Raw genomic sequence first — 26,130 nt, 5'->3', positions numbered from 1 at the left:
CCCCTCTCTCAGTATGCGAAGGCCATGTCGTCCAAGGCCGCGACGGAGTCCCACGTCGTGGGGTCGGTGATGCCCGCGGGCAGCGGCTCGTTGATGAGATCTCCGGCCGTGTGCGCCTTCGTGGTCGCCGCGGTGAGGACGATCGTGGCGCTCGTCCAGCCCGGACTCGTCGCGCCGATCGCAGAGATGGTGACGGTCTCCTGGTTGGCCGTGCCCTGGCCGAGGACGAGCTGCTGCCCGACGGCGAGCTGCTGCTTGAGCGGGTTGGTGGTGTCCTGGCTGGCGTTGATGACGATGCTCGTCACGCCGGACGCGACGCTCGTCTTGAGCGTCGTGTGCCACGCGGCGATCACCCCGTAGGGGGTGACGTCAGCTGGGGAGCACTGGAGAGTGACCCACGCGTCGGCGTCGTCGCCCAGGTCCCACTGGATGCTCTCGACGAAGCAGTCCACGGTGATGGGCGGGGCGCCGGGCGGCCGGCGGATGACGCGGACGCGGGCGCCCAGTTCCAGGCCGAGGAGTACCGGCCAGAGCGTCGGGTTCGCGCTCGGGTGCAGTTTGAGTGAGGCGACGCGGACGGCGGGCTGCTTGTAGCGGGAGAGCAGGTATCCGGCGGCGTCCTGGCACTCCAGCGCCGAGCTGGAGTTGATGGTGCGGGTCAAAGTGCGGGGGAAGTAGTTGGTGATGCCGGTCGGGTCTTGCTCGTAGAACGTCTGGCCGCTGCTCGCCTGGGTCACGGTGACCTGGTTGGACAGGTGCGTGGAGTCGTAGTCGAGCGCGCAGTCTTCGTACGGCCATTCGCCTAGATCGGCCCGCTCGCCGAAAACCAGAGCGGGGGTGATCGCGTTGTAGCGGGCCGACCGGGACCGGAAGGTCACCGTGCCCGCACGATCGACGTAGTGCTCGCCGCCCTCGGTCTCCACCACGGCCTGCAGCGCGGTGACGGCGTCCTGCCCGTCGATCGCTGCGGGGCCCATGCTGGTCGTGAGACCTGTCTGGATCGACGAGGGGCCGAGGTAGCCGGAGTAGCGGAGGATGCGCCGGTACCGGGCATCGGTGGATTCGCCCGCGCAGGAGGATTTCCACGCGGTATACAAGTTGGTCATGTCTGTCGGAGAAAGGGCAGTGGGAAATTCCGCGACAAACGACAGATCGCCCTTGTATTGCCAAGCACTGCCGTTACCGGTGGTGGGATCGATCCAGCCACCCACCGAATCGGACACGAGCCCCGCTGGCTCCCAGGCCAGGTCCATGTCTCCACCTTGGAGATTGTTGTCGATACTGACATACATGACCATGGTGGCGTGGTCGTAGCTGGCGATGGCCAGGTGCCAGTTCGAATCGGCGTAGTTCGTGGTGGTCGGCTGGAATTGGGCAGCACTGCCTGTCGGCCCGGAAATCACAACCTGGAACAGGCCGCCCGTCGAAATGCGCCAGTAAAGAGCGGACCCGCCGCCCACCCGTTTGTCGAATGATGACCACATGGTGGCGAAGCCGGTGGGGTTCGGCCCGGTGTAGCGAAACGCGATCATGCGCGTCCATGCACCTGCGGTGTTCGCCGGGCCCTTGATCCCGGCCCCAGTGAGGGAGATGAAGCTCGCAGGGTCAACGAAGCCGGTTCCCGGCTCCGGGTTGCTGATGGTGACGACCGTGCCGTCGCTGCCGGTGTAGGCGCCGGTGCTGGACGCTGAGGTGATCGCGGTTCCGGCGACCAGCGAGCCGGGTCCGAGCTTGGCCGCGCCGATCTGGGCCGGTGGGAAGTTGCCCGTGGCGTCCGCGAAGGACGTCGAACCCTGGGGATCGTCGAGCTTGTACAGGAACCGCGGGCTGTGGTTGTTGATCTCCAGGGTGAGCGGGTCCGACAGTTGGACCTGCGACAGCAGCGAGAAGGCGTCGACACAGGTGGGCGACATGGTGCCGTAGGTGCCGGACATCTCCCACTCCGGAGACCAGCGCTCCACGAACCCCCCGTACATCGGGTACCAGGTCCCCGGGCACGTCCACTGCGATGCCACGGAGCCGTGCTCGACCTGCCAGCCGTCGACCTGGATCGTGCACGTCGCCGCGGCCGTGGCCGCGACCCGGACGCCGTACGTCGAGGACGCGGCGTCCGGCCCGAGGGTGGCCGTGATCGTCAGCGTCGTCCACCCGGCGGTCGCCGACCCAGTCAGCGTCACCGCGGAGCCGACGTTGGTGGTGCCGACGACGGCGGCGGTGATGCTGTAGATGCACGGCGCGACCTGCAGCGATGTGCCAGGTGTGATGTTCCGGACGCGCATCTGCATCGTGTACGTCTCGCCCGGCAGCGCGTTGGGCTGCGGCGTCCAGCAGATCAGGCCCGGGGTCAGGATCCCGGTCGGTGGCGCCGTGCCCACGGGGACGGATGCCTGGATGACGGTGCCGCCCTGCCAGGCGCTGGAGCTGGCAACGGTGACGAAGTTCGCGCCGTCGGTGCTGTTGAACGTGGACGGTCCTGCGTTGCCCTGGTCGATGGCCCCCAGCGGGTAGCCGCCGAGGTCGCCGCCCGTGGCCTGGAACTGGGAGAGCAGGTTGCGGGTGGCGGGCCACTGGGCGCGGATCCGGTACGGCTGGTACGGCAGGATGTGCCCGAAGTACGGCCCGGAGGTGTTGACCGGGTCCAAAACGCCGTCCGGGTTGGCCAGCTGGATGCTGGCCTCCGCGGCCCGCACCTGGTCCAGCTCGTACTGGCGGCCGCGGTTGATGGTGGTCGTGCCGCGGGTGCGCGAGCCCATGTCGGTGTACCGGTCGAGCGGGGAGTCGCCGCCGTTGCAGTTCCAGCGGGCGCCCCAGCCGTGCTCGATGGCCGGCCAGTTCAGGTTGGCCGGTCCTCCGAGGGGGGTGTTGATGTGCTGGATGGTGGCGCTCTGCCCGGGGAGCTCGGTGACGGCCGCGCCCGCCTGGAGCACGAACGTCATCGCCGTCGCTGAAGCCGTCCAGGTGTACGTGGACGAGGTCAGGACGCTCCAGGACAGCCCGTCAGGGGACGCCTCCGCGTACCACGTGCCGGCTGCTTCGCGGAGGCGCCACCAGCGGTGGGCGTCCGGGCTGTACGTGGGCAGGGTGGTGGTGACCGTGCTGCCCGCGGTCTGGAGCGTGAACTTGAAGACGCCGGATTCGACGCGGATGGCGACGGAGTTGTTGGCGTCCACCACCAGCTTGAAGATCGTTTTGGTGCCGCCGTTGCCGTTCGGCACGACCCCGATCTGCGCGCTGATCTGCGACGCGGTGGCGTCGAAGACCTGGTTCGAGCCGAAGGTGTTGTTCGCTCCGCTCGTTGTCGGGCAGGCGAGCATTACGAGGTCGTTGACCGTGTCCAGGGTCACGGCGCCCGCTGTGGTGTTGTTCCACAGGGCGGTGTTGATCGACCCGTCCGTGAACGGGTCGACCAGGCTCGACAGCTTGGCCACACCAGCCTCCGATCAACGCTTGTAGGGCTGGTAGGTCATCGAGTTCCGGGCGCCGCGCCTCAAGAACGCCGCCTCGATGTCCTTCGAGAGCTGGTCCATCGTGACCGCGCTCCCGGCGACCCGGATGTCGTAGTGGTAGTGGTTGTGGACGATCGTCGGCCTGCCGCCGCCTCGCGCACCGGCGGCTGCTATGCCCGGCGAGCCGAGCGCACCGGCGCCGACGACAGCACCCGCGAGGGACGAGGCCGCCGCGGTGGCGTGGTGGGCGGCATCCGAGATGCCCTTGGCCAGGCCCTGCGGAACGAACTGGCCGAGGTCAGCGAAGACGCGCGACGGCGAACGGATACCGAGCGCCCGCTTGATCGCCCTCTGCATGCTCTTGGCGATCCGCATCATCTGGTCTTCGATCTTCTTCTCTTGCGACTTCAAGCCCTTGACCAGGCCCTGAGCGCTCTTGAGCCCGGCGCCGTACATGGCGTCGGCGACAGCGCCGCCCGTCGCGTTCGCCGCGGACTTCATGCTCGACTGGAGCTTGTTCATCTCGGTGATCTGGCCCTTGGAAGCCGCGGCGAGGGCCTGGGCGGTGTCTCCGCCCTGGTCGACACCGGCGGCGGCGATCTGCGAGATGAGGTCGGACCGCAGCCCCTTCTTCTTGAGGGCTTGGAGGTTCGCGGCGAACTGGCGGGCCTTCTGGACCTGGTCCCTCATGTGCTGGACCACGTCGAAGCTGTTGACCGGCGAGCCGTCCTCCTGCGGCCCGGTAACCACCGTGGCGTTCTGCATGATGCCCTTGGCTACCTCGTCGCGCTCCTTCTTCCAGTTCTTCTGGAGGTCGGAGAGCTTCTTCTGCGCGGTCTTCAGCTTGGCGGCCACGCTGTCGCGGCTCTTCGCCAGCCGCATCAGCGCAGCGTTATCCCGTGCGACCGCACGCTGGAGTCCCCGGTGTCCCCGGCCGAACGACGTGTACAGCGCCCTCGCGATGTGCTCGGTCGCCGCCCGCACCCGGGCCGTAGACCCGGTCAGCCCGGACACCAGGCCGTGCATGACGTAGGCGCCCAGCGTCTTGAACACACGGCTCGGCGACGAGATACCCAACGCGCCCTTGAAGGCCGAGACCGCGTGCGACGCCAGACTCCGCACCTTCCCGGCCACCGCGCCAGCCATCGAGGAGATACCGCTCATCAGACCGCGGATCAGGTCACGGCCCGCGCCGACCAGCAGCGACGACGCCCCAGACAGGGCCGCCTTCGCCTTGGACTTGATACTGGCCAGGTGACGGCCGATGGCACCGACTGCAGAGGAGACCGCGTTCTTCGCCGAGTTGATCGCCGAACTGATCGTGGCCCTGATGCCGCTCCAGATGGACGACGCCGCGCCCTTCATCGCGCTCAACGCCGAGTTCCAGCGAGCCCTGATGGCGCTGAGCGCCGAGCTGATCCCCTGCTTGACGGCGTTGATCGCGGAGCTGACCGCGCTCTTGATCGACCGCCAGGCCGACGACGTGGCCGACTTGATCGAGTTCCAGTGCTTGATGATGAGCCCGACCGCGATACCGATCGGCCCGGTGAGGATCATGAGCAGCATCGGCCAGTGCGCCTTGACGTAGTTGACGACCCAGCCGACCGCAGCGCCGATCATGTGGAAGGCGCTGTTCACGAAGTTCCGGAACCAAGCGATCTTGTTGTAGGCCAGCACGAGGATGGCGACGAAGGCGAGGATGGCGAGAATGATCAGCGTGATCGGGTTCGCCGACATCGCCAGATTCAGCGCCCACTGCGCCGCCGCGGCGACCCTCTCGGCGACCGCCATGGCGATCAGCCGTATCTTCTGCAGCGTCCACGCAGCCGCCGCCCGCAGCCCCGCCGCGGCGCTCGCGAGCATCCTCCGGCTGAACTCCAGGGCAGCCACGCCGGCCGTCTTCATCGCCGAGCCGACAGCCTTGGCGCCCTGAATGGTGCCCGCCCAGGCCGCCTTGCCGCCCTTCACTGTCGCGCCCGCGACAGCCTTGCCGAAGCTCACGACGCCCGACCGGGCCGCATCGAACCCGCGGCGCAGCGCACCGCCGAACGACCCCGCGCGCCCGCTGAACGCCGACTGGGCGACCTGCGCCGAGCGGAACCCCTGCACCACCCGGGCCCCGGCCTTCACACCGGCGGCACCGAGCTTGGCCATGGCCGCGACGCCTTTGGCCGCGCTCATGGTCAATTTCGCCGCATAGGCGACGACCGACAAGGCGAGCACGCCGCCGATGACGGCGGCCAGGGCGACGGCCACGTCCTTGTGCCGGCCGAACCAGCCGACGATCGAGATGACGACCGGCAACAGCTTGGTGCCGATCTGGATCGCCAGGACCTGGATGGTCTGCTTGGCCTTGTCGAGCTGGACGTTGAAGAGTTTCTGTGTCTCTTTCCAGCCCTCGACGTCCTTGCTGGCGTGGTTGAAACTCTCGCCGACTTTCTTGACGCGCTCCTTGAAGCCGTCCGTGTTCTCGCCGGTCAGCTGGAGCGTGGTGTTGAGGCCGATCGCGCCGCCGGTCATCTTGCGGATGGCGTCGGTGTACGTCTTGGCGGCCGGGCCGCCCTTCTTGAGCTCGGAGGAGAAACCGTTCGTCTTGTTCCGCAGCGTGGCGTACTGGGAGAGCAGGTTGGCCTGTTCGGGCGGCAAAGATTTGAGCTCCTGGCGCCAGTCGCCGAGGGAGATCTTCCCGGAAGCGTAGGAGCGGGCGAGGCCCTGGATGCTCTTGGGCATCGCCCGGACCATGATGTCCGCGTCCTTCGCGGCCTGCTTGGTCTTGTTGAGCGCCCCGAGCAGGATGGTGCCGCTGGGACCCATCTTGTGCAGGACGGTCGTGGTGAGCAGGTCCAGGGTGCCGGTCAGCCCGCGCTTGCCGATCTTCGTGGAGACGTCGGTGGCCGACAGGCCGAACCTTTGCATTTCCCCGATCGCGACATTGTTCGGCGAGGCCAACTGCCTGATCGTGGACGCCAGCTCCTGGGTGCCCTCGCGGGCGGAGGTGCCGTGCTGGGTAAGCGTGGCGAGAGCGCCCGCCACCTCCTCAAACTTGATCTTGTTGGCGGAGGCGATGGGCAGCACCGTCGACAAAGAGGCCGCGAACTGCTCCATGGTCATCTTGCCTTCACCGGCCGCGGTCTTGAGGCCGTTCATCACCCGGATGGAATCGTTCGCGCCCAGGTGATACGAGGCCATCACCGACGTCATGGCGTTGGTGACCGTGTCCAGCCGCGCGTTCTCCTCACGCGCGCCCTGCGCCGCCGCCTTGAGCACCTTCAGGCCCTCGGCGCCCCGGTACCCAGCCTTTTCGACCTGGTACATGCCGTCGGTGAGGTTGTGCCAGTTGGTGCCGGTGCCGCTGGCGATGTCGAGGATGCCCTTGCGGACAGTGCCCAGGTTCTTGAGGGTCTCGCCCGCGGCGGTGTGCAACACCATCGTCTGGGCCTCGAAGTCGCCCGCCATTTTGACGCTGGCGACGGCCACGCCCGCGCCCACGAGGGCCGTGGCCTTGCCCATCTTCGCCATGCCCGCGAAAGCTGTCGCCCCCGCGCGCTGCATGCCGGCGGCCGTGCCGTCGACCATGGTGCGCGCCTGCGCCATGGACGACCGGAGCTGGCGGATGTCGCCCATCAGGCGGACGACGACGGGGGGCAGCAGGGCGCCTTCGGACATCTGCGCCTCCTCACGGTGCTGGGGGACGCAGATGCGGCGGTGCGGTCAGCGGGCGAGGGCGGCCCGCCATGCCTGGTGGTAGACGGCGGCGAGCGCGCCGGTGGCGACGACTCGCTCGTAGGCGGGTGCCACGTACGGGCGCGGTGGGAGCGCGGTGGCGCCGCCGCGGCCGGTGACGCCGCCGAGCTCCTGGATGCGGCCGTACACGGCGGTGGGGCCGATGCGGGCCTCCCAGACCCCCATGCCGAGGGGGTGCGGGCCCGCGACGGTGATGGACCGGCGCAGCGTGCCGGTCACCAGGGACGGCGGATCCCCGGGGGACGACGGGGTCGGCGTGCCGCGCCGGTGGCTGGACTTGCTGAGCTGTTCCTTGATCGCGGCCTCGACCAGGTGCGAGGCGTGCGCCGTCGCCGTGCGGGACGCCAGGTTGAACTGGGTGGTGAGGCGGGCCAGCGCCCCGTTGAGCTGGGCCAGGCCCGTCACCTGCACGCTGCCCGCCATGAGGTCACCTCCGTGATCGTGCCTCGCGCTCCGCGTCCCGCTCGGCCTTCTCCCGCTCGGCCTCCCGCACGTCGTCCAGGACCCCGGCCATCCGCGGCAGCACCGCATCGACCCAGGCCGGAATCTCATCGACCTGCTGCGGAGTCCACCGATACCGCTCGGCGTACCACAGGTAGTCGTACGCCTCGTCGTAGGAGGTGGCCGGGTGCCCGGGCGGGACGGGGTGTCCCTCCAGCCGTCTCCTCAGACGGCGGAGGGCTCGGTAGGGGACGCCTCGTCCTTCGCGTCCTTCGCCGACTCCTCGGGCCACAGGAGCTTGCGAACCGGCTCGGTCAGCTCCATCAGCTTCTGGTCGTCGGCCAGCGGCAGCAGGTCCAGCGACTCGGGCGATGCCGAGGGCAGCGGCAGGTCGTAGGACCAGTCGATGATGAGGACCTGGAGGATGCCGTCGGTCATCTCGTACGCCATCGCCAGCGGCTTGTCGACGTCGCCGCCGACTCCGGCCATGGCCTTCTTCTTGTCGCCGCGGCGCAGCGTCATGGGGTCGCGGAACTGGACCCAGGCGCCGCTGGGGAGGGTGTGGCGTTCGGTGGTGGACATGATCGTGCTCCGAGGGTGTGAGGGTGAGGGTGGGTGGTGCTCAGAAGCCGGTGGCGTTGTTGGTCACCGAGATCCTGATGGGGCTGTAGCCGCCGGATCCGCCCGCGTTGGCGGTGGACAGCACCGAGTTCCAGTTGCCGCCGTACTCGACGGCGGCCTTGGTGCCGTCAGGATCCACGTCCATGAACGCCGCGACGGCCACGTCGAACTGGATGGCAATCTTGTTGGTGCCGGTGAGGCCGTTGTCGATCACGAGCTGCAGCTGCGGCTGGGTGTTGTTGAGCATGTACAGCAGCGGCGACTCGTCGGCGGCGACGAAGTTCAGCTTGCCTTCCACCGACACATCACCGCGCTGGATGATGTACGGCGTCTGGACCCCGGTGGCCGTGTAGTACGGGTTGATCTCCCGCTTGATGGTGATCTCACCGTCGGTGATCGTGTTGATCAGTGTGGCGCCGGAGGCCGGGCCGCCGATGCCCGCCGTCATGCGCCACGACGCGACGGGCAGGCTGGTCGAGGGGTTGGCCACGGGAGCCGCGCCGAGTGCGACGCTGGGCCACGTGGTGGCCTTGCCCGACCAGGTCAGCAGCTCCGACTCGGCGTTCCACTTGAACGAGACCTCGGAGAAGCACGCCCCGGGGTACTGGCGGGCGCCGGACGTCGGCGTCGGGCCGAGGAAGTGCGTGAGCGTGTGCGTGAGCGGCTGCCCGCTCCCGCTGTTGAGGAGGCTGTGGGCCTGCGTATACGGGCCGGTCACCGGGGTCACGGCCTGGGCCGAGGCGTGCGCGTACTGCAGGGTGTAGCCGGTCAGCGGGATCGTGTACGGGCCGGCGCCCGTCGGGGTGCCGGTGGTGGCGACCTCCGCTGTGGTGCCGGTGCCGATCTGCACGACCGTGCCCGCCGGGATCGTCGCCGTAGCTGAGATCGACGTTGCGCCGGCCGCTGCGCTGGCGGCGAGCGTGGTCGCGCCGGTGCCGGTAGCGACGGCGGTGACGGCCATGTCACCGAGGATGTTGCGCAAGAAATAGCCGATGCCGTCGCCGTAGACGGGCCCGCCGAGGTCGAGTTCGGCGGCCTTCACCCCGGCGATCTGGGCGTAGCTGTCGGTGGCCATGCTGCCGCGCCAGCTCTTGTCCTCGAGGAACTTCGGCTGGTCCTTGGGCTTGAACTCGTCGACGAGGACCGTGCTGGTCATGCCGACGGGGGTGCCCTGGCTCGTCTCGTTGGCGATGCCGACGAACTGCTTGGCGGGTGCGTAGGTGGTGGGAGTCGGCACCGGTCACTCCTCGCTGATCAGAGGCCCGGCGTTATCCGCGGCCTGATTGGGCTTCTTACGCGTCTTGGTCCAGCGGCCGTCGGCCGGCGGCCCGGAGAGCCACTCGTAGACGGTGGCGGGGATGGCTTCGGCGCCGGGCCCGTCGTCCGTGGCCTGGCGCGCTGGGGCGGCCGGGCGGGCGGTGAGCGGCACGTGCGGGTACACGCACTCGGTCGGATGCACGTACTCGTAGACGCCCGGCGCGGGGGCGTTCTGGTCCTGCGGCGCCTCCACGGGCTCCGTCGCGGTCGTGCCTTCTTGGGCCGCCGCGGCGGTCTCGGTTTCGTTCGCGGGCGCCTCATCGGAGGCGTCCTTGGCCGACGTGCTCTTGGTGGACATGGACGCTCCTATGCGTTGACGAACTCGATCGCTGCGAAGGACATTTCGAGGAACGACTTGGTCAGCTCGGCCTTGGTCTCCGGCTGCCCGTACCGGAAGTCGATGCCCGCCTGACCGGCATTTACGTGCTCCCCCGCCTGGTACACCGCACCGCCGAGGGTCCGGTCCAGGCGTATGTGCTCCACCAGCGCGTCCCGCAAGGCATAGACGTCGTCCTGGGCGTCCTCGGCGTACGGGGTGCGGGAGCGGATGTAGCAGAGCAACTGCACCTCGTAGGTGAGCTGCTTCATGCCGTTGTGCGCGCCGCCCAGGGCAATGCGTTCCTCGTGGTGGCGTGGAATCCAAACGACGATCTGGCAGCCCGTGCGGGCCCCGGCGTCCTGGCCGAGGAAGTAATCGCCATGGTCGTCGCGCTTGGCCCACGCTCGGCGCACCGTTCCCACCCCGACAGCCGCCAGCGGCGAGGAGCGGTACGTGCGAGTGGCCTCGTCGTACGGGCCGCCGAAATACCGACAGATGCCGTCCAGCGCGGTCTGGATACTCACCGGCTCACCTCACCCGCTTGTAGGAGCACAGGATCCGGCGCGCCTCGGCGATCAGCCCGGCACCGGTCCGACGGGAGTCCTTGCCGCGGGTGCTCGAACCCGTGGTGCTGTCGGGGTACTCGTCCTCGGCGGTCGTGTCCGGCCGCATGAGCATCGCCGTCACGTAGTTGACGACCGCGAGCCGTTGGTCGGCGGTCAGGCCGGAGAAGTCGTGCCCCGCCTCGTGGCCCATGGCGGTGGGCGATGCCAGGAGCACGCTGGCCGGGGCGGGTAGCGCGGCCGGGGCCGGGGGCTGCCACAGGGGCGAGACAGTGACGGTCTCCTCGGCGTCGGGCTCCCAGATGCGGTACTGGCCGCCCGGCTCGATCCCCGTCGGATCGGCCACCGTCAGGCTGGTCGCGCCCGCCTGCGCCGCCTCGGCGAGCTGGGTGGCCGCCCGCCCGGCGACGTAGGACAGGCGGACGAACATCTCCGCCCCGGGAGCCGTACCGAAGCCGAGCTGGAGGGACCCGGTCCACGCCCCGGAGGCCCCGCCCACGGCGACGACCAGGTTGGTCCCGTCCTCCACCCACGCCTGCGGTGAGGCCAGGGTCGTGAGCGATGTCGGGGACGAGCCGTACGCGAAGCTCGTCACCGCGGTGACGGGCCCGTGGTCGGCGTGGATACGGAGCATCCCGGCCCGGTCGGTGCGCACCCGCGCGGTCTGGGTGTACAGGTGCGCGCCGAGCGGCTGATCGCATTCGTTGTCCGCCCACCCGGACGCCTGCAGCAGCAGGCTGGTGAGCACGGCATCCTGAGCGGCCGGGTCCGGGTTCCCGGGCCGGAGCCCGTCCAGGTCCATCCAGGTGGGGTGGGCGCGGAACGCCGCGGCGGACACGTACGGCGTGAGGGGCATGGCGCCTCACCCCCCTTCTCATCACTTCACGTCGCGGACCCAGGTTCCGTGGGTGCAGCCGACGGAGAACGCCCCCTCGGGCCAGCCGTTCGGCATGCACTCGGTGCACGGCTGGTCGACTCTCTGCAGGTCGCTCTTGGGCGGGGTCTCGCCCTCCGGGCCGGTTTTGCCGTCGCCCTTCGGGGTCGCGGGCGGGGTGTCGCCGCCGTCCGGCCCGTCGGAGGAGCCGGACGAGTCGTCGGCCGCGTCCGGGGTGTCCGGGCTGTCGCCGGGCGGCGTGGTCGACTGCTCGTCGTCCTCCGGGCCGGTACCGGTCTGGTCCTCGTCGGGCTGCGGCTTGGGGGCGGTGCGCTTCCTGGGCGGCATCAGCCGGTCTCCTTCTCGCAGGTGCCCCCGCAGCGGGAGCAGGACTTGAAGAACGCCCCGAACCCGCACGAGGTGCAGCGGTATCCGCCGCGGGTGCGGCCGCCGAGGTTGGCGGGGAACGCCCCGTACTGGCGGAGGGCCTTCTCGTGCTGGGGGTTGTCGACGGTGACGGTGCCGTCGCGGCCGGGGGTGTAGGCGGTGGTGGCGCCGGTCTGAGCGCCCTGGATGTCGATGCCGCGGCAGGCGCCGTCGGGCATGCACAGTCGCGCCATGGCGCATCTCCTTGAGGGTGGTCCGCGGCCCCGTACCCTCGGACGGGGCCGCGGACGATCAGAGGGCGGTCAGGCGGCCTTGATGCCGGTGATCGCGCCGTTCCAGGCGGGGGCGTAGCAGACCAGCGTCCCGAACCAGTACGAGCTCGACTCGAACGCGAACTGGTTGACCGGCCAGTCGATCCCCATCAGGTCCTGCACGTTGAACACCGACCAGACGTCGGAGACCTCGGAGTCCGGGATGGGCAGCGAGTCGGACAGGACCACCGAGCTGCCCTGCGGCATCCACGGGTGGACCTCGACCGCGACGCCTTTGCCGGTCACCTCGTTGATGATCGTGTTGACGACGTCGCCGATGGTGACGCCGGTCAGCTGGTCCTGGGTGATCGTCATCCGGTAGTTGGACGACGAAGATCCCTTGAGCGCGTCCGACAGCTGCTTGCGGTCCGCGCCGTTCAGCAGCGTCCGGTCCGGGTCGGCCTTCACCGAGTTGTAGAGCGCGACGAACGCGTTCTGCCACTCGACGCCGGGGTTCGCAGTGCTCAGCGTCCCGTTGAGGCGGCTGACGTACCCCGAGTCGGCGCCGGTGCAGATCGGCAGGATGCCGTCGTACCCGTTCGCGTACGCCGAGGTGTCGGCGGTGACAGTGGACGCCGCGACACCGCTGGTCGGCAGAGCCCCCTGAAGCGTGAAGGTGTTGGTGCCGGACCGGCCCGCGTACCAGCGCGCGGAGTCGCCCGGGTCGCTGGAGCCAGTGGACACGTACACCCGCATGCCGGTCGCCCCGGCCGGGAGCGTCACGGTGACGTCCACCACCTGGGAGGACGGGGCGACGTTGGCCGCCGAGGTGAGCACGGACTGACCGAAGTCGCCCGCGTCGCTGGTCACCTTCACGTAGATGTTCGTGCTGACGCCGGTCAGCGCGGTCTCACCAGCGGCGGCCGAGCGAGCCGTGAGGGTGAGGCCGGTCGGCGCGGCCAGGGCGCCGAGGAAGCCGTTGCCGGAGGTGCCGCGGCCCATGAGGAGCATGCGCTCCTCCAGCAGCATGCTGGAGTACATGAGGCTTGTGCGGGAGAGCTGCCGGATGTCCTGGTAGCCCTGGCCCGCGTACTGGGCAGACCACGTGACCTGATCCGACACCGAGAACTGCGAGTACGACACGTTCTTGTCGTAGCCCGCGTACGAGATCTTCGGGCCGCGCGCGTAGTACAGGCCGTTCGACCCGCCCTGCGGAGCGAAGTTCGTCTGCGTGCTGTCCGCGATACCCGGGTGGATGTTCCCGACGCCGCCCGTGCCGGTACCGGAGAAGCCGGAGATCACCTTGAACCGGTGGCTCAGGCCGATCCCCTTCTTCCGCGGGATCCGGTTCCGCAGCGGCGTCGGCCGCGGCGTCAGCATCTTCGCCGGCGCCTCCAGATCGAACGCGACCAGCCCGCCCGCGACCGGGGACGTGCTGGAGATGTCCTTGACCAGGTCCGGCTGCTGCGACTTCAGCTCGTCCAGCGCGCCAGTGATGGACGCCAGGGACTCGGCGGACAGGCCCTTGGCGATGTCCGGGCTGGACATGGCCTTGGTGAGGGCGCCGTACGCGGTGGTCGGCTGCTGGTCGAAGGAGATGCCGCGGCCGTCGGCGAACGCCTGGACGACGTCCCCGGGTCCGAGCACGCGGCCGGGGGCGCTGTCGACGGCGGTCATCAGCTCGTCGAAGCGCGTGGAGACCTCGGCCTTGGAGAGGGCGGGGGCTTCCGGGGAGTCGCCGAAGAGGACTTCGGCGCGGGGCAGAGCCATGACGGCCCCTTTCATACGAGAGGCCCCGCACAGGGGGCCGGAGCTGGTGGGGTGAAGGTGCAGGCGGTCAGGCGTCGGCCTTGGCCAGGAGGGCCTTGGCGCGCTCCCGGTAGCCGTCCCGGAGGTCCCGGTCGGACACGGCATCGGCCTTGGTCATCAGGTCCTTGGCTTCCTGGCGCATCCGGTCGGCGTCGGAGCCCTTGGCCTGTGCCTGCTGTGCTGCGGTGCGAGTGAGCGCGGGTCCGCCCGCGGTGGGCATGGCCCGGAACTCCTCGATGGCCCGCTGCGCCTTCGCCAGCTCCGCTTCGAGCGCCTTGGTGCGCTCCTCTGAAGCGGTGGTGGCCTCTGCGACTGCGGCCTTGACGAGTTCGGCCACATCGGCCTTCGTCACTGCTGTGTCGGTGAGCTGCTCGCCGTCGGCGGGCTCGCCCTCCTCGGTGTCGTCCTCCGGCTCTTCGCCGTCGGTGGTCTGCGGCGCCTCGTCGGACGTCGCAGAAGTCTCGTCTCCGCCCGCGGCGGGCTCGGTGGTGTCGGACTTGGAGGCGGCGGCCATCTGCTGCTGCTCGTACGCCTCGTTCTCCTTGAACCACTTCAGCGAGCGGACGGCGGAGAGCAGCAGGTCGATGTCGCACGTCTCGTTGAGGTTGCCCTCGGCGAGGGACTCGGCCTCGGCGATGATGAGCCGCGCGATGCAGGCGATCGCCTCGTCCGCGCCAGTGATGTCCGCGTCCTCGTCGTGCTCGCCGCCGTCACCCGCCGTCGCGCCGCCCTCGTCGGCCGCGGTGTCGTCGTCGGCCTTCGCCAGGGACGGGGCGAGGGCGCGCACGTCGCGCAGTACCTGCTCGGCCTTCGCCGTCAGCTCGTCGTTGTCCGCCTTGGTCGCGCCCTTGAGCGAGCCGTCAGCGTTCCAGTTCTTCGGCACCATGGCCTCCAGTCCGAGGGCCTTGGCCCGCTTGATGACGTGCTTACGGATCTTGTCGTGATCGGCGCCCCCGCGACCCACGGCCTTGATGGCCTTCCGCAGGTCCGCCTTCGTCTTGATCGAGTACGAGCCGTCCGGCATCGCCGCGCCCGCGGCAGCGGCCTCCCGACGGCCCGCCGCGGACAGGTCGGCCTTCATCGCATCGGCGGCGGTGACGGCCACGTTCACCACGAGCTGCGGCGGCGCGTCGTCCGTCTTCACCGTCTCGCCACTCACCTCGGCGCCGCCCGCCGCGAGTCCGGCCAGCGCCTCCTTCACCGGGGCCGCGAGCCGGTCGTACAGCTCCTGCGGCAGGCCGAACGCCTCAGCGTCGCTCTTCTCGGTGACCTCAGCGCCGTCCACGACCTCCAAGTCCCCGCCCGGCGTATCGGCCTTGGCGATCTCGAACAGGGTCGTCGGATTGCACGGCCGGTCCACCACCGACACTTCGATGATGTCGCCGCCGACGATCTCCCCGCCTGGAGCGTCGCCCTTCGCCATCGTGACCTTCGGCCCCTTGATGCCGACCGAGAAGCCCTTCAGAACCCCGTGCCGGCACTTGGCGACCGCGACCGGGTCGACGATGCGCGCGGCCAGCATGTGTGTGCCGCTCTCGTCGTCGCCCTTCGTCAGGCCGACTCCGACGCCGACCGCGCGCTTCCCGTCGTGCTGCTCGCGGACGTTCGCGCCCTCGGAGAACCAGCGGGGCATCGCCTGATCGAGCCAGTCGCCGTTGAGGCGCTGCTGGTCTCGGTCGAGGTCGGAGGACGCGGCGGGCCCGTATACGAGGAGGGTGCCGTCGTCCTCCTCTTCCATCTTGGTGATCGGCGCCCACGCGTAGGCGACGTCCGGGTGCGGCATCGGTGGCTCCTTCCGCGCTGGCGGTCAGCGGGTGTAGGTGACGAGTCCGGCCGCGCCGGTCTCGGGGTAGATCGTGCAGCGGCACGAGGGGTGCGCCGGCGGGTACTGGGCGCCGCTCGGGAACGACGCGGTCAGCGTCACGGGGCCGACGCCTTCGTTGTTGAGGCAGATTGCGCAGACCCGGTCGTCCACCGCGGTGAGCCAGGACTTCGCGCTCACGCCGTTGGCCTGGTACGTGGTGAGCGCCGCGGCCGACATGGCCCGGGAGATCTCCGTGACGGCCACCCGCTCGGCCCACGCCGGATCGTCCAGGATGCCGCGCAGGTCGGCGGCGAGGGAGTCGGCCGAGTCGCCCCGCTCCAGCGCCCTGGAAAGGGCAGCAGCGAGCTTGTCCATGCGATTCGCCGCCACGGACCGGATCGTCGTCCCCGCCTGTTCCAGCAGCGCGGTCAGCCCGTTACTGCCGTCCGGCCGCAGCACCAGCGACGCCGCCTTCGGGTCGCCCGGCTTCCACGCCGACCAGTCCACCGTGCTGTGCCCGGCCAGCACCGCGCTGGCGGACCGCTCCCCGATGAGATAGCCCTCGGCGCGCAGCTGGCGGATGATGCCGAGCGCGACAGCGAGGTCGACGCCGTGGGCGGTCAGCCAGGATGTGGCGTCCTGGTCGGTGTGGATGACGATGCTGTCGCCCCCGGCCCGCTGCACGCCGGACAGGTCGGCGTCGTCGGACTTCCCAGTGATGGCGCGCTGGGCGATCCACTGCTCGGCCAGGCGCCGGGTGTCGACCGCGTCCCGCATGGCCTTGCGGATGCGGGGCTTCCAGTAGGCGACGGCCTTGAGGTCGACCTGCCAGCCGGGCCAGTCACGGACGCTGTCCGCGTCCGGGACTTTTGGGCCCGCATCAGCCCCCGCCACGGCGAAGGTGACGCGGCCGTCGCCGACGAGGTCTGGGGCGTCGGCCTTGGTGACGACGCTGAATTCGAAGCGGCGTCCGGCTCGAGGGTTGCGGCGCGCCCACCGTCCGAACGCGGCCAGTTCGGCCTTCACTGCGGCCTGCCGCTCCTGGTCGTCGTCGGGCACCTCCGCCTCGTCGTCGGGCTCGTCCAGTGGTTCCTCGTCGTCTTCCGCGCTCCCCTCCCCGCGGGCGTCGGAGCCGCCCTTCGGTACGGTCACCGTCGTGCCGGGCGCCCCGCGCTGGGACGCGCCCTCGATCACGACGACACCGCGGCTGGTCATCACCATCGGCATGTCGGCCTCGGGGAAGTCGAAGCGGGCCATCCCCAGCCGGTCCCGGTCCTCGTTGATCGTCATGCGGCCCCACATGACCCGCTGCCGGGCCACCTCGTCGGCTGCTGCCTCGTCTTCCTCCTCCAGGCCGAGGAACCGGAACTCCAGCTCGGGCGGCATACGCAGGTGGGAGCGGGAGATCGCCGTGAGCAGCTGCTGCAGCCACCGCGACGTCGGCAGCGTGGCCTTGCGCTGCTGGACGTCGGCCTGGCCCTCGTGCCAGCCCGTCGAGCCGAGGCCGCCGGTCTCGGTGAAGCCCAACTCGGCGATCGTCACGTCGAAGTGCGCGGCGATCTGTTTGATCAGGAACAGGTCGTATTCGGGCTTGTACTTCTCCCCGAAATCCTGCGGGGTGTCGATGTCGAACCCCGGGGGCAGGACCCGCATCCGGTGACGCGCTGCGGTGGAGCCGTTGTAGACGTCGTTGAGGGACGTCTCGTACTCGGCGATCTGGCTCGGTGTCCACGACGTCTGGCCGCTGTTCTTCAGGAACCCGGCCGGGACGGTGCCCTCGGTGTACTCGTCGCGGATCCACTTCCGGCGCCGCAGCCACACATCGACGTCTTCCAACGCCTGCTCGACGGCCGAGTAGCCGTACGGCGTGTGCGCGCGCACGTTGCGGCGCTTGTACACGAGCTGGTCGGTCTGGTAGCCGCCGATGACCTGGCCGTCGTCGTCCACGTCGGCCACGAACTCGCCGCGCGGGAAGCCCCACAGGATCTGCTGGAACGCCGGGTTCGGCGGGAGCGGGCGGCCGCCGCGGTGGTCCCGCAGCGGCTTGATCGTGGAACCGTCGAGGACTTCCAGCGCGTACAGGTCGCCGCCGTATGTACGCCGCGGGTAGATCGCGATGGCGTCCAGGACGAAGTGCTCCTCCAGCAGCTTGCCGACCCACTCGGAGAAGTTCTCGTCCTGGCCCGGGTCGGGCTTCTGCCAGAAGCGGGCGCAGCGCACCATCTCCGCGCTGAGGGACTGGCGGAGCTCCTGCTCGACCTCGGCGCGCGGACGGTCCGGCGAGGCGGCCTGCGCGGCCTCCACTGCCTCCTTGGTGATGGTGATCGCCCAGTCGAGCGTGGTCACCTCGGCCTTGCGGATCTCGATGCAGCGGCGCGGCAGTCCCCCCGCGTCTGCCGCGTCCCGCAGCACCTTCCACGGCACCAGCCGGTCGCCGACCCCGGGGAGATTGCTCGTGACCGGGTATTCGTTGAACCGCGGCTCGGTCCGGCCGGACGGCTGGAGCGGGTCGATCGCGGCCGGGGCGAGCGGCACGCCCGGGCCGAACGGCACCTGCGGCTCGCTGCGCGGCAGGGGCTGGAACGTGCCGTCGTCCCGGGCGGCCTGGGCGGTGGCGGCGACGAGCGTGCCGACCTGGGCCGGGGTGAACGTCTGCGGCGCCGAGGCGGGCGCGCCGAGGGCCTTGGTGGTGTCGGGCGCCTGCGTCTCCTGGCGGCGGAGGCGACGGAGCGGGTTCCAGCGGGCCACAGCACCTCCCAGTCAGGTCACGCCGCTTGCATGGCGTTGAGATAGTCCATCGCCGCGTCGAAGCCACCCGGCGCCGCGTAGAAGGCCAGCAGGAGCGCATCGGCGTTGTCCGGGGAGCGGCCGAGGCGTTTGATGGTTTCCTTCTTCTGCTCGACGACGATGCGGCCAGCCGAATCGACGCTGTACTTCGGGGCGGTGAGCTGCGAGACCAGACGCTCACGGTCGTCCTCTTCGAGCTGAGAGAGGTCCCAGCCCTTGTCCTCCGAGAGCTTGCGGCCGATCTCCCACCAGATCTGCGACCGCAGCCGGGGGAACCGGTGCGGCTCCGTGGACGCCTCCGACACGTTGACGCCGATGACGTCGGCATTGTGCCGGCCCTGCTCGCGCTTCTCGCGAAGGCTGCCCACGATGCCCCAGCCGATACCGATCGAGTCGACCTTGACCGTGGTGGCCCCCGACTCCCGGATGGCCTCCACGATCCGCGCGGCCGCCTTGACCGGGTCCTTCTCCCGGAACCTCCACTCGCGGCCGACCAGCATGCCGCGCCGCTCGCGGATCGACGTCTCGTCGCCGCCGGCGCCCATGTCGACGCCCAGCTCGACCGGCAGCAGACGATCGTCCGGGGTCGGCATGTCGCGGGGCGCGGCGCAGGCCCGGAGCGTGGAGAGCCGCACCACGCCGTCCTCGGAGTCGCTCGGGAAGTCCCCGAGGACCTTGGAGACGTAGGTCGGGGACTCTTCCCCGTACTCCGACGCCATGTCGTCGACGTAGTCCTGGCTGACCAGCATGGGGCGCAGCTCGTCGGGTACGGGCTCGCTGGTGAAGTTGGGGGTGTCGAACGCCGAGATGCGGATGACGTTCCACCGGTCGGTGTTGGCGCAGGCCCGGGCGAAGTGCGATCCCGGGTCGTCCGGGTTGCCGATGGCCAGGATGCGGCAGTGCTCGCCGGTGGCGATCGCGCTGGCCGCCGTCCAGAACTGCTTGTTGACGCCGCACGCTTCGTCGAGGATCACCAGGACGTACTTGGCGTGGATGCCCTGGAAGGCGTGCGGGTTGTAGTCGGAGGGCTTGCGGCCGAACGCGATGAGCCGCTTGCCGAGCTTCCACTCGGTCTCGTTGATGCGACCGAGGAGTGGGTTCTCGCGGGCTTCGGCCTTGGAGAACGCGGCGTTGATCTCGGACCACAGGATGGCCTTGACCTGGTCGCCGGTCGGGGCGGTGGTGACGACGCGGGCCTCGCCGGGCGGGTGGGTGTCCAGCCACCACGCGGTGAGCCGTGACGCGGTCCAGGACTTGCCGACGCCGTGGCAGGACTGGACGGCGGTGAGCCTGTGGTCTCGTACGGACTCGGCGATCGCGACCTGCTTGGACCACAGGTGCTCCCCGAGCTTGTCCCGCGCCCACAGGGCCGGGTCGCTGGCGTAGTTGGCGGCCACGCGCTCCTGCTCGCCGGAGGCTTCCAGACGGTCCGCGGCGAGGAGGAGAGCGTCCATGGCCCACCTCGCCCCCGGTCAGCTCACAGAGCGCAGGTGCCGGGCCGCGGCCCGCTTGGCGTTCACGGCGGCGGGGCCGGTGACGCCGGCGTTGGCGAGCGCGGCGTCGATGGCGGCCATGACCTTCTCCGCCTGCTGCTCGGTGATCCTGGCCAGGCGCTCGTCGATGTTCAGCTTGGCGATCGCCGTGAGCAGGTTGGCGGCCTGGCCGACGGCCCGCTCGTACAGGGCGACCTCGGAGCGGAGCTGCTCACCGCCCTTGTCGTCCGTGTATCGGATCTCCGCGAGCTCGTTGACCCGGTTGGCGAAGGCGCGCTTCGTTGCCAGGACTTCACCGGCCAGTTCGGCGAGCGCGGTGAGCGGGTTCTCGACGGGGTCCGCGCCGAGCTGGACGAGCAGGCGGTTCGCGCTCTCGGTCAATTCGGCCTCCTGGATCCGGCGTGATGCGGCGCGGGCGGCTTGAGGGCTCCCGCCGCCATGGCGGCGGCACACTTTCTGGCCTTTCATGGCCCAGTTCGGGCACTGTCGCCCCGCTCGGGGCCCGTTCTTGACGGTCGCGGTACAGCGCCGCTCGTACGGGGGCGCGCCGACCACGGGCCGGTCTGGGGCGTGGCTGTTGCAGGTGTCCTGGCCGGGCCGGGCCCACTTCGTGCACCGCTCCGGCTTGCCGGTGTGCGGCCGGTTGGTGGCGGTGCAGCGCCGCTCGTCCGGCGGCCGGCCGACGGGACCGCCGCTCATTGGGGCCTCCCGGGGAGGCGAGGGGTCAGCCGGTGACCCAGTGGTCTGGAAGGGGGCGCGCCGCTGAGAATGCCCGATCCGCCTCCGGGGTGGGTTCCGGCGTCGGCTCGGGGCTGCAGTTGCAGCCGGGCAGGTCTGCCACGGCCGGTGCCGTGCACGTCGCCTGGTGGATGCGGGCGGCCAGGTCGAGGCTGATGCCGTGCGCGGCGCAGGCGTATACCGCGATGGTGTAGTCGGATGGGTCGGGCATCGGGCCGAAGACGGGCGGCGGCTGTGTGGGGTCGGCGAGGAGGAGGATCTCGTCTCGGCGCGCCTGCTCGGCGTCGAGGATGGGCTGGAACTCGGCGTCGGTGAGGCGCCGCTGCCACTGGACGGCGGCGGGGGCGTCGCCGAGCGTGCACTGGAGGGTGAGCGCCTCTGGCGGTGCGGGCATCGGGTCCGGTGCGGTGGGGGTGCCCACGGGGCGGCTCCTCAGATGATTTTGACGATTCCGACGTTGATGACGGGCACTTCGGGCGTGTCGGTGATCCGGATCCACATCGTGTACGTCCCCGCGACCAGCGTGATTGCGCCGCCTGGACCGACGAGGCACTGCGCCACGTATGTGCTGCCGGGCAGACGTGGCGTGGTGCCGTCCCATGACCCGGTCACCCAGTCCGAGGGGCCGGGCGCGGCCGGGACGCGGGTGAAGGCGAACTCGACGCTGGAGACGGTCGGGTTGTACGGGGCGCCCGCGACGGTGGCGGTCACGGCGGTCTGCACGTACTGGAGACTGAGGGCGGACTGGGTGATCACTCGTCGTCGCCCCCTTCTCTCGCCTGCCACCGGCCCGGGCCGGGTCGGCTGTTCCAGCGGCCGGCGGTCTGCTGGACGGCCCAGCGGACGAATGGCCCGGTCACCCGGAACGTCACGTCCCGCAGAGCCCGGGTGACGGCGACGCTCGCGGCGACCACGGTGGAGGCCGCGGCCTGGAGCCGTACGGCGAAGTCCCGGCTCACCGCGCTCACGGCACTCGCCGAGGCCGCAGCGGCCAGCGCCCGGGAGGCGCCGCGCCGCAGCGTGCTGCCCACCAGCGCCGCGGCCTTCGCCGCGGCCGCGAGGCCCCGGCCCATTGCTCCTGCTGCGGCCGCGCTCGCTGTCCGGATGGCTCCGACCCGGCGTACCAGTCCGGTCGAACCCGCTGCCCCGAACCGGAGGATGAGGACCGCGGCCCAGCCGATTCCCGCACTCACCGAACTCGTCCTCGGCAGACTGCGGGCGACGCCGCGGGTCATGGACGCTGCTCCACTGGCCGTACGCCTGATGCCAGCGGCAACGGTCCGGACGAGGGCCGCCGCCGTGGCAGCCTGCGCAGCGGTGGTCTTGGCGAGACTCCGGGCGAGGGCCCCGGTTCCCGCGCCGGCCGCAGCCATCGGCTTCGAGATCCGCCGGGCCAGAGTCCCCGTGGTCGTAGCGGCTGCCGCCAGGGTGCGCAGCGTGGACTGGCCGAGCGCAAGGAAGCTGGCTCCGGCCACGGTGGCGGCCAGTACCACGGAGCGGGCGGACGCGGCCGCAGCGGCGGCGGTGCCCGAAGCAGCTGCTGCCAAGCGCCGGGCCGCTCCCTGGCGGAGAGTTCCGGTCGCGGTCACCACAGCGGCAAGGGCCTTCCTGGGGGCCCGCGCTGTGCTGGCAGTACTGGCGGCCACCGCGCCGAGGACCTGCGCACAGGACCGGGTCAGGCTGCTGGCTGCCGTGGCCGTCCTGGTGAGGGTGAGGAGCACGGCGCGGCCGATGACGAGCGCGGTGTTCGCGGCCGCAGTACCCGCGAGCGTCCGGTATCGGGCCGCTGCGGTGGCGGTCTGGGCGGCGGCCGCAGCGCCCACGGTCGTCGCGCGGCCGATCCGCCGGGCCAGGGATCCGGCGCCAGATACGGCCGCCGTGAAGGAGCAGACCAGGACGCGCGCGGGTGTTGCAGCAGCTGCAACGGTCGCCGAAACCGCGAGCCTCTGTCCGACTGCCCGTACGAGCCCCGCCGTTCCCGCCGCAGCCCCCGCCACGGTGAGGAGAACCGCGCGCCCCACAGCCACCGCGCCGACAGCCGACGCCGAAACGGCGAACGGCCGACCGACACGGCGTGCCAGCCCGACCGTACCCAGAGAAGCGGCTGGGAAGGGCCGCCCGACGTTGCGGGCCGAAGTCGCGGCGCCGGACGTGACGCTGGCCAGCGCCCGAGCCAGTACCCGGCGCAACGCTCCGTTCCCTGCGGCGGACGCGGCGAGCGACCTGGACACGGTGCGCCGCAGCACCCCGGCCACTGCGCCGCCCGCAGGGACGGGCCGCCCGACGCCCCGCGCCAGGGCCGTGCCCCCGGCGCTCGCGGCAGCCGGACGGCGCCCCACGCCCCGGACGAGCTGCGCCACGCCCAGCACAGCGGCAACCAACATCAACGCCTGTGTCGTCTGGACGGCCAGCGACCGGGCGCCTATTGCCGCCGCGGCGAGAGACCGGACCACGGTCCGATTGAGGGCCCCCGCGCCCGTGGCCGCGACGGACCGGACGGTGCTCGCGCGACGTACCAGGGCAACCGCGCCTGCGGCCGCCGTCGGTCGGACGATGCCGGCGCCTCGCTGGACGCTGGAGGCCGAGGTCGTTGCTCCGGGCAGGGTGATGGTCGTGCCATCCCGGACGAGGACACCGAGGGTGGCGACGTTCCCGGCCGGGGTCTGGGTGCAGGTGGGGGCAGAGGCGGCGGTGACGGCCGGGTTCCAGATGACGGCGTTGCCCGCCCCGGTGACCGTGTACGTGTAGCCGGGGGTGGATCCGGCGACGGCGGTGTTGGTGACGTACGCGTACCCCATGTAGAGGCGGGACCCGGCGGTCGGGGTGAGGCTGGCCCAGGAGATCGCGGTGGTGGCCGAGCCGCTCGTGTTGCCGCCGGTGCCGTCGGCTGCCCAGGTCGGGTTGGCGAGCGTGGTCGAGAACTGTTCCGCGCACAGCTCGGTGGAGATGCCGGAGACCGAGCTGCTGAACGTGGCCGTGACGGTTGTGCTGCCGGTCCCGGTGATGGTGCCGAGCCAGATCTCCAGCGTCCCATCGACAACGGCCTGCGACACGGACGCGATACGCGTCCATGTGGTGGGGCCGCCGCCGGAAATGGAGGAGACGGTGATGGCGGCGCTGGCGACGCGGACTACGAGGACCCAGCAGTTCCCCACGGTGGGGCTGGCGACCGTGAGCGTGGTGACGCCGGAGCCTCGGTTTGCCTGGAGGGTGCCGACGGCGCTGATCGTCACGGTCCCCTCCTTGCCGCGCGGGAGGGCGGCGGACGGCTACCGGGTCAGGAGAAGGACAGCTTCGTCGTGGCGGTGAGACTGTCCCCGGAGTTCAGCGCGAGTCCGGTGAACGACGCGTGGATCAGCAGGCTGCCGTTCGTGACCGCGCTGGAACCGCTCGTGTTACCGCCGGTGATGACCGCGCCGTTGGAGTGGGTGGCGGCCGTGGAGCCGTTGGCGCCGCGGGTGACCGTCCAGGTGGTGGTGCCCTGGCCGCCGGTCACGGTCATGACCTCGGAGTCGATCTGAATGTTGTAGTTCCCCGAGCCGGGGAAGCCGGACGCCGAAGTGACGGTGATCGACGTGGAAGACGTCGAGGCGATCGCCCCGTTGGCCGTGGTCGAAGCGGGCTTGGACGCCGAGTCGCTGAGAAACGTCTCGGTGATCGTCTGGCTGGACGCGCTCGTGATGGTACCGACGACCTGGTAGGTGTCGTTGGTGCTCGTGGTGGTGACCAGCGAGCTGGTGCCAGCGACTCGGGCCTCAGCAGCCTCCGTGAACGGAGCGACGTCGGTGGCCGCGGCGGTCCCGGCCCCAGTACCCCAGCCGAGGTTCTTCGGCTCAGCCTGGGTCGGGCTGGTGCCGATCATGCGGCCGGTGACGATCTCGCGGCCCTTGCTGGTGAATGCGACCGTAGTGGGCATCTACGCCTCCTCGTTGCGTGCGGCCCGGGCCGCTTGCTGGTTGGCCGCGCGGATGCGGCGGCGGGATCGGGGCAGGCCCCACAGGCGCCACCAGGCGCGGCGTAGGGGGTTGCGGTGCCAGTAGTCGACGCGGCCGAGGTCGAGGGTGGTGCCGTCGGCGCGGGTGATGACGAGGTGGTGGTCGATCGCACGGTGGGCGTTTGCGCGGGCGTCAGCCACGGCCCCTCCTGTGGTGGCGCGGGTCATCCTGGCGATGGCGGCGGCGCGTGGCCCGTGCCCTCAAGGAGTCCAGTGCCCACAGGATGAGCAGGCCAGCACCGGCGAGGGCGAAGGCGGCGAGAAAGCTGGGCCACGTCTCAGACATGCGTGACCTCCTGGATTGTTGAGCCCGCTGCCCGGCCGCGGTCCCTCGGGCAGCGGGGGTGTTTGGTCCGCCCGGCCGCAGCGTGGCGGCCGGGCGGAGCGGGGCGCGTGGACCGGACGGCATGACGCCGACGCGCCCCGGCCTGCCTCGGCAGCAGCTACAAGTCCCTCGCGGGCTGGCTGGAGCTACCCACGAAGCCCCAGCCAGCCCGCGAGGAGTTTCAAGCGGTGACGTGAGTCCGGCCGGCGCGCTGCCGCGTCGACGCCTCCACCTGGAGGACGTCCATCGCTCGGTAGCGGGGCCAGCCCTTGCGGTTGACGGGGACGAGCTTGCCGCGCCGCTTCCACTGGTAGATCACGTCCGGCGTGACCCCGGCGGCTTCTGCGGCTTGGGGTGTGGTCCAGGTGGTGCGGCTGAGATCCCCATCGAGGGTGACCATGGGTACCTCCCGACATGCAGAAGGCCCCGCACGTGGCGGGGCCTTTCTGTACGCATAGTGATCCGGTCAGAATTCTGACACCGATCGTTGAGATGTCAAGCGACGGCCTTGACGGCGTGCTGCTGTGCGAGGAACCGGACGTGGTCCTCCAGCTCGGTGGGGGTGAGCAGCAGTTCGCAGGCCACGTTCCGGCAGGCGATGTAGTCGTCGCCTTCTGCCCGGAACAGGGTGAGGAGTTCGCAGCGCGGGCATGGCACGCGCCGGTGCTCCAGCCGCGCGTCCCGGGCGGTGAACCGCATGGCCGCGCGGTGCCACTGGTCGATCAGGGATGCCGGGTTGCCGGAGAGCCGTTCGTGGGACTCGGCGGCAAGCGGGTGTTCGGTGAGAGCCCAGTCGAGGTGGGTGGTGAGGAACCGTACGGCGCCGGTGGCGGTGCCGCCCTCTCCTGCCCGGGAGGGGCGGTGGTTGAGCCGCCGCTGGTCGCGGATGTCGTCTTCGAGTTCGGTGAGGCCGCCGACGATGAGGTCGGTGAGCATGCGGGACGCCTCACCGGGCCACGGGGGGCGGTGGGCTGAGCGGCCGATGGTGCCCACCTTGGGGCCGCGGCTGCCGTGGGTGGCCTCCAGCCATATGGCGGCGACGAGTTCGGGGAGCTCGGCGAGCTGGGCGCGGGCACGGTCGGTGCAGCGGTTGCAGTGGACGGGCTGGCCCCAGGTGGGCTTGAGGTCGTGCGGGGTGCCGATCGTCTTCAACTCGGCTTCGGCGCGGCGCCAGGCGTTGTTGTGGGCTCCGGGGCAAGCGGCGGGCACTGGGCCTC

At 70.6% G+C, this 26,130-nt stretch carries 22 protein-coding genes; all 22 read right to left on the bottom strand.

All coding sequences use genetic code 11. The annotated features are described in order from the left end of the window. Positions 1-8: 8 nt before the first annotated feature. The 22 genes from ABZ562_RS07820 to ABZ562_RS07715 all read right to left on the bottom strand — a co-directional run bounded on the left by ABZ562_RS07820 (position 9) and on the right by ABZ562_RS07715 (position 26,122). The gene (locus ABZ562_RS07820; protein WP_361475345.1) at positions 9-3,428 is read right to left on the bottom strand and encodes a hypothetical protein; all 3,420 of its coding nucleotides are present in this window, start codon (positions 3,426-3,428) and stop codon (positions 9-11) included. 12 nt (positions 3,429-3,440) lie between these two features. Continuing rightward, positions 3,441-7,112 (bottom strand): phage tail tape measure protein, encoded by a 3,672-nt coding sequence (locus ABZ562_RS07815; protein WP_361475343.1) that lies wholly within the window; start codon positions 7,110-7,112, stop codon positions 3,441-3,443. A 45-nt stretch (positions 7,113-7,157) separates the two neighbouring features. After that, a complete protein-coding gene (locus tag ABZ562_RS07810) occupies positions 7,158-7,613 on the bottom strand; it encodes a hypothetical protein (RefSeq protein WP_361475341.1) in 456 nt (151 codons plus the stop codon). A gap of 243 nt (positions 7,614-7,856) precedes the next feature. Then, a complete protein-coding gene (locus ABZ562_RS07805) occupies positions 7,857-8,213 on the bottom strand; it encodes a hypothetical protein (RefSeq protein ID WP_361475339.1) in 357 nt (118 codons plus the stop codon). 40 nt (positions 8,214-8,253) lie between these two features. Beyond that, complete coding sequence (locus ABZ562_RS07800; RefSeq protein WP_361475337.1) at positions 8,254-9,489, bottom strand: phage tail tube protein; 1,236 nt, start codon at positions 9,487-9,489, stop codon at positions 8,254-8,256. 3 nt (positions 9,490-9,492) lie between these two features. Continuing rightward, positions 9,493-9,867: a hypothetical protein gene (locus ABZ562_RS07795; RefSeq protein WP_361475335.1), complete on the bottom strand. Its 375-nt coding sequence runs from the start codon at positions 9,865-9,867 to the stop codon at positions 9,493-9,495. An 8-nt stretch (positions 9,868-9,875) separates the two neighbouring features. Beyond that, positions 9,876-10,412, bottom strand: coding sequence for a hypothetical protein (locus ABZ562_RS07790; RefSeq protein ID WP_361475333.1), 537 nt, complete (start codon positions 10,410-10,412; stop codon positions 9,876-9,878). A gap of 4 nt (positions 10,413-10,416) precedes the next feature. Further along, entirely contained in the window at positions 10,417-11,307 is an 891-nt protein-coding gene (locus tag ABZ562_RS07785) for a hypothetical protein (protein ID WP_361475332.1), read from the bottom strand. A 21-nt stretch (positions 11,308-11,328) separates the two neighbouring features. Continuing rightward, positions 11,329-11,673 carry a hypothetical protein gene (locus ABZ562_RS07780; RefSeq protein ID WP_361475330.1) on the bottom strand — a complete coding sequence of 115 codons (345 nt, stop codon included), beginning with the start codon at positions 11,671-11,673 and terminating at the stop codon, positions 11,329-11,331. Then, the gene (locus ABZ562_RS07775; protein ID WP_361475328.1) at positions 11,673-11,945 is read right to left on the bottom strand and encodes a hypothetical protein; all 273 of its coding nucleotides are present in this window, start codon (positions 11,943-11,945) and stop codon (positions 11,673-11,675) included. The genes ABZ562_RS07780 and ABZ562_RS07775 overlap by 1 nt, the downstream gene beginning before the upstream one ends. Before the next feature lie 69 nt (positions 11,946-12,014). Continuing rightward, a complete protein-coding gene (locus tag ABZ562_RS07770) occupies positions 12,015-13,733 on the bottom strand; it encodes a hypothetical protein (RefSeq protein ID WP_361475326.1) in 1,719 nt (572 codons plus the stop codon). A 67-nt stretch (positions 13,734-13,800) separates the two neighbouring features. Further along, the gene (locus tag ABZ562_RS07765) at positions 13,801-15,555 is read right to left on the bottom strand and encodes a hypothetical protein (RefSeq protein ID WP_361475324.1); all 1,755 of its coding nucleotides are present in this window, start codon (positions 15,553-15,555) and stop codon (positions 13,801-13,803) included. A 24-nt stretch (positions 15,556-15,579) separates the two neighbouring features. Next, entirely contained in the window at positions 15,580-18,324 is a 2,745-nt protein-coding gene (locus ABZ562_RS07760; RefSeq protein WP_361475322.1) for a phage portal protein, read from the bottom strand. A 17-nt stretch (positions 18,325-18,341) separates the two neighbouring features. Further along, positions 18,342-19,817, bottom strand: a complete 1,476-nt coding sequence (locus ABZ562_RS07755) for a hypothetical protein (protein WP_361475320.1) — start codon at positions 19,815-19,817, stop codon at positions 18,342-18,344. Positions 19,818-19,835: 18 nt separating this feature from the next. Continuing rightward, complete coding sequence (locus ABZ562_RS07750; protein WP_361475318.1) at positions 19,836-20,555, bottom strand: hypothetical protein; 720 nt, start codon at positions 20,553-20,555, stop codon at positions 19,836-19,838. A gap of 25 nt (positions 20,556-20,580) precedes the next feature. Further along, positions 20,581-21,015, bottom strand: coding sequence for a hypothetical protein (locus ABZ562_RS07745; RefSeq protein ID WP_361475316.1), 435 nt, complete (start codon positions 21,013-21,015; stop codon positions 20,581-20,583). Positions 21,016-21,026: 11 nt separating this feature from the next. Then, positions 21,027-21,350 carry a hypothetical protein gene (locus tag ABZ562_RS07740; RefSeq protein WP_361475314.1) on the bottom strand — a complete coding sequence of 108 codons (324 nt, stop codon included), beginning with the start codon at positions 21,348-21,350 and terminating at the stop codon, positions 21,027-21,029. Further along, positions 21,347-23,827: a hypothetical protein gene (locus ABZ562_RS07735; RefSeq protein ID WP_361475312.1), complete on the bottom strand. Its 2,481-nt coding sequence runs from the start codon at positions 23,825-23,827 to the stop codon at positions 21,347-21,349. Before ABZ562_RS07735 ends, ABZ562_RS07740 begins: the two co-directional genes overlap by 4 nt. Before the next feature lie 44 nt (positions 23,828-23,871). Beyond that, complete coding sequence (locus tag ABZ562_RS07730; protein ID WP_361475310.1) at positions 23,872-24,510, bottom strand: hypothetical protein; 639 nt, start codon at positions 24,508-24,510, stop codon at positions 23,872-23,874. Beyond that, a complete protein-coding gene (locus tag ABZ562_RS07725; RefSeq protein ID WP_361475308.1) occupies positions 24,511-24,729 on the bottom strand; it encodes a hypothetical protein in 219 nt (72 codons plus the stop codon). Between the two features lie 365 nt (positions 24,730-25,094). Beyond that, entirely contained in the window at positions 25,095-25,313 is a 219-nt protein-coding gene (locus ABZ562_RS07720; RefSeq protein WP_361475306.1) for a MerR family transcriptional regulator, read from the bottom strand. 95 nt (positions 25,314-25,408) lie between these two features. Then, on the bottom strand, positions 25,409-26,122 hold the full coding sequence (locus ABZ562_RS07715; protein WP_361475304.1) for a hypothetical protein: 714 nt from the start codon (positions 26,120-26,122) through the stop codon (positions 25,409-25,411). Between the last annotated feature and the right edge of the window lie 8 nt (positions 26,123-26,130).

Origin of the sequence: Streptomyces sp. NPDC019937 (assembly GCF_040631655.1) — a bacterium.
GTDB lineage: Bacteria > Actinomycetota > Actinomycetes > Streptomycetales > Streptomycetaceae > Streptomyces.
This window is presented reverse-complemented; position numbering and strand designations above follow the sequence as displayed.

Coding starts and splice junctions, on each gene's coding strand:
- ABZ562_RS07815 (WP_361475343.1), bottom strand. CDS start 7,112: ATGTCCGAAGGCGCCCTGCTGCCCCCCGTCGTCGTCCGCCTGATGGGC.
- ABZ562_RS07810 (WP_361475341.1), bottom strand. CDS start 7,613: ATGGCGGGCAGCGTGCAGGTGACGGGCCTGGCCCAGCTCAACGGGGCG.
- ABZ562_RS07805 (WP_361475339.1), bottom strand. CDS start 8,213: ATGTCCACCACCGAACGCCACACCCTCCCCAGCGGCGCCTGGGTCCAG.
- ABZ562_RS07795 (WP_361475335.1), bottom strand. CDS start 9,867: ATGTCCACCAAGAGCACGTCGGCCAAGGACGCCTCCGATGAGGCGCCC.
- ABZ562_RS07785 (WP_361475332.1), bottom strand. CDS start 11,307: ATGCCCCTCACGCCGTACGTGTCCGCCGCGGCGTTCCGCGCCCACCCC.
- ABZ562_RS07780 (WP_361475330.1), bottom strand. CDS start 11,673: ATGCCGCCCAGGAAGCGCACCGCCCCCAAGCCGCAGCCCGACGAGGAC.
- ABZ562_RS07775 (WP_361475328.1), bottom strand. CDS start 11,945: ATGGCGCGACTGTGCATGCCCGACGGCGCCTGCCGCGGCATCGACATC.
- ABZ562_RS07770 (WP_361475326.1), bottom strand. CDS start 13,733: ATGGCTCTGCCCCGCGCCGAAGTCCTCTTCGGCGACTCCCCGGAAGCC.
- ABZ562_RS07765 (WP_361475324.1), bottom strand. CDS start 15,555: ATGCCGCACCCGGACGTCGCCTACGCGTGGGCGCCGATCACCAAGATG.
- ABZ562_RS07755 (WP_361475320.1), bottom strand. CDS start 19,817: ATGGACGCTCTCCTCCTCGCCGCGGACCGTCTGGAAGCCTCCGGCGAG.
- ABZ562_RS07750 (WP_361475318.1), bottom strand. CDS start 20,555: ATGAGCGGCGGTCCCGTCGGCCGGCCGCCGGACGAGCGGCGCTGCACC.
- ABZ562_RS07730 (WP_361475310.1), bottom strand. CDS start 24,510: ATGCCCACTACGGTCGCATTCACCAGCAAGGGCCGCGAGATCGTCACC.
- ABZ562_RS07720 (WP_361475306.1), bottom strand. CDS start 25,313: ATGGTCACCCTCGATGGGGATCTCAGCCGCACCACCTGGACCACACCC.